General features: G+C 33.0%; 2 protein-coding genes. Both read right to left on the bottom strand.

The window, feature by feature from the left end:
- Window positions 1-639, bottom strand: a 639-nt coding sequence (locus HAW63_03925) for a hypothetical protein (GenBank protein MBE8163114.1), incomplete at its 3' end; no start/stop codon positions are given.
- A 294-nt stretch (window positions 640-933) separates the two neighbouring features.
- A partial coding sequence (locus HAW63_03930) for a DUF4105 domain-containing protein (GenBank protein MBE8163115.1) occupies window positions 934-2637 on the bottom strand: 1704 nt, incomplete at its 5' end.

Genomic DNA, 2637 nt, shown 5'->3' on the forward strand with positions numbered 1-2637 from the left:
AGATTTCTTGCTAGAAGCTTTGTTTGAAGTCCCTTTAGCAGTCCCTTTAGAAGATGCAAATGTGTTTTTCTTGCTTTTCTTAGAAGCTTTTTTGCTTTTAGATTTTTTAGATTTCTTGCTAGAAGCTTTGTTTGAAGTCCCTTTAGCAGTCCCTTTAGAAGATGCAAATGTGTTTTTCTTGCTTTTCTTAGAAGCTTTTTTGCTTTTAGATCTTTTAGATTTCTTGCTAGAAGCTTTGTTTGAAGTCCCTTTAGCAGTTCCTTTAGAAGATGCAAATGTGTTTTTCTTGCTTTTCTTAGAAGCTTTTTTGCGTTTTTTTGCAGCATTAGATTTGCTAGAAAAAATGTTTTCTGAAGTACCAGAAACACCTTTAGACGCATCATCAGTGCTATTTGATGTCCCTTGACTAGAAGCACTTTTTTTCGCTCTCTTCGCTTTTTTTGCTTTTGTAGACTTTTTGCTACTTGACCCGTTGCTTGTAGACTTAAAAGTCCCGCCTGCTTGTGCGCTTATAGCCATTAAAGCTACAGCTGCAAATAATAACATCTTTTTCATAAATCCCCCTTGTGGATAATTTGTTATCTGTTTTTTCTCTCTCAATAAGAAAACTTTGTATTGTGCAAAAATAATGTTGTGCACAATCAAACCTTTCTTATTAAGATTATGTATTGAAATAACAGACTGCCATTTAATGTCAAAAAAAACTCGTATTGTGTGTAAAGTTTACAGATAGTTTTCTATTATAAAAAACAAAAGCTCTTTGCGTGCTTTTGTTCTAGAAAACAAGAAGTTTTCCGCGTTTTTTTATGGTTTGTATTTTTTTTAAAATGGGTAATTTGTAATTTTGTCATTTTGTCATTTTGTGATTTTACAAAGCAAAAAAAAACGAAACCAAGGCGGCTTCGTTTTTAAGCAAAAAATATTATTATTGATTTAAAAAGAAAGTGTCTTTGTTTGCGGGTACTCTCTTAACGATTTTATTAATTGCTCTACCTGAATTAACTCTTTAGACCACTCTGGAAATATACTTTTTGCTAAATGTTCACTGCGCTCAACCAGTTCGTCTTTCCAGTTCCAATCAGCATTTTTTTTTATTTCAAACTCTGAACGATCCACCGTTATTTCGCTTTCTGATAACTTATATTCTTTGTTTAGGCGGCTTAAAAAAGCGTTTACTTCTGCAATCACCGGAACTCCATAAGAACTAAAAGAATGGGCTTGAATATAGCTTTTTGTTACCTTTTTAAAAGCCTTTAAAACTTTTTTTACGTCAGCACTAGGGTTTTTTACATTAATGGCTACAGACACTGCGCTGGATTTAATGCTTTTTTCTAAGTCTTTTTTTATATATTTTTCTAACAAAGTTAAAGAAATTGCATAGCGAGGGTTGTGTTTTAATAACTTTTCATACAACTGTGCTCGCAATTTAACAGGTAAGTCGGTAAAAGCATCTAGACTACTGCTTTTTTCTTTTAATTGAGAGGCCGCCTCTTTGCTTAATTTTGTCGCATTTATCATTGCAGAAACTTGAGCTGTGTCTTTTTCGCGATTTTCTTGCAATAGCTGTTTATTTCCAGAAGAAGCCTGTGACATAAGTAATTTTACTAATTTTTCTAAAGCTGGCCTGTAAGACACAGAAACATACGCTCGATTTTTTTTCTTATTCTTTTTATTCATTTTAGTTAAATCAAAAGTGTTTTTTACTGCTGCATAAGACGAGATTTTTTTTGCGGCTTTAATGTCTGAAATGCTTCCCGTTGGAGTTAATGTGTCGCCCAATATTTCGTGCAATATATAGGATTTTTTTGGGCTAGATAAAAAACTTCCCATTAAAAAATCATTAGACTCGGTTGCGCAGTTATTTGTTAAAAAATAATATTTTCCTCTATAAGTCCAAAAATCTTGCAAAGCTTTGTATATAAAAAACTTTTTTTCTTCTTGAGTAAAATTTATGGGAATGCTAGTTAAGTCGCGTAATTCTGTGCGATTATATTCGTTTTTAATGTCTGACATTTTTGCAGGAAATACTAAACTTGGATATTCTCCAAACAGACCTTTAATTGGGTTAATTTCCATGTCGCCAACATAAGCTCTAAAGCCTAAGACCACATCGTCAAAGCTATTGGCAACGCAGTCAGAACCACTTTCTCCTTTTTCACAAACCACTAAACGAAACATAGTATGTCCCCAGCGACTCATTATAGCCCTACCTGGCCCTGCTAATAAAATATGAATTTCTTTAATTCTATTAGGGTTTAGATCGAAAACTGTTTTATTTAAAAAGTCACCGTATATTTTTGTATTTAAATTATGACATTCTTTAATTCCAAAGGGAGAGAAGTTCATAATTTTTTGAAAGTACATGTGCATGGCCGGCTTTTTACAAGAAAAATTTTTATCGTTTAAAAATTTTTCGAAATAAATACTAAAGCTATCTTCTAGGCTAAAATTTTGAAGAGCGGAAATTCGCATAGCGGGAGCAATTAGTTTTAACTTATCTCCCCCCCAAATATTTTTGCTAGTGTTTGCGTTAGTGCTAGAGCCCCAATTGTCTAAGTGAGAAAATAACGAAGAATCAGAAAATTGGCGTTCTCTTTGTAAGCTGGCTAAAAAACCCGACTGTAATTTAACATTACG

The organism is Pseudobdellovibrionaceae bacterium (assembly GCA_015163855.1).
In the GTDB taxonomy this organism is placed as follows: domain Bacteria; phylum Bdellovibrionota; class Bdellovibrionia; order Bdellovibrionales; family UBA1609; genus JAAOIH01.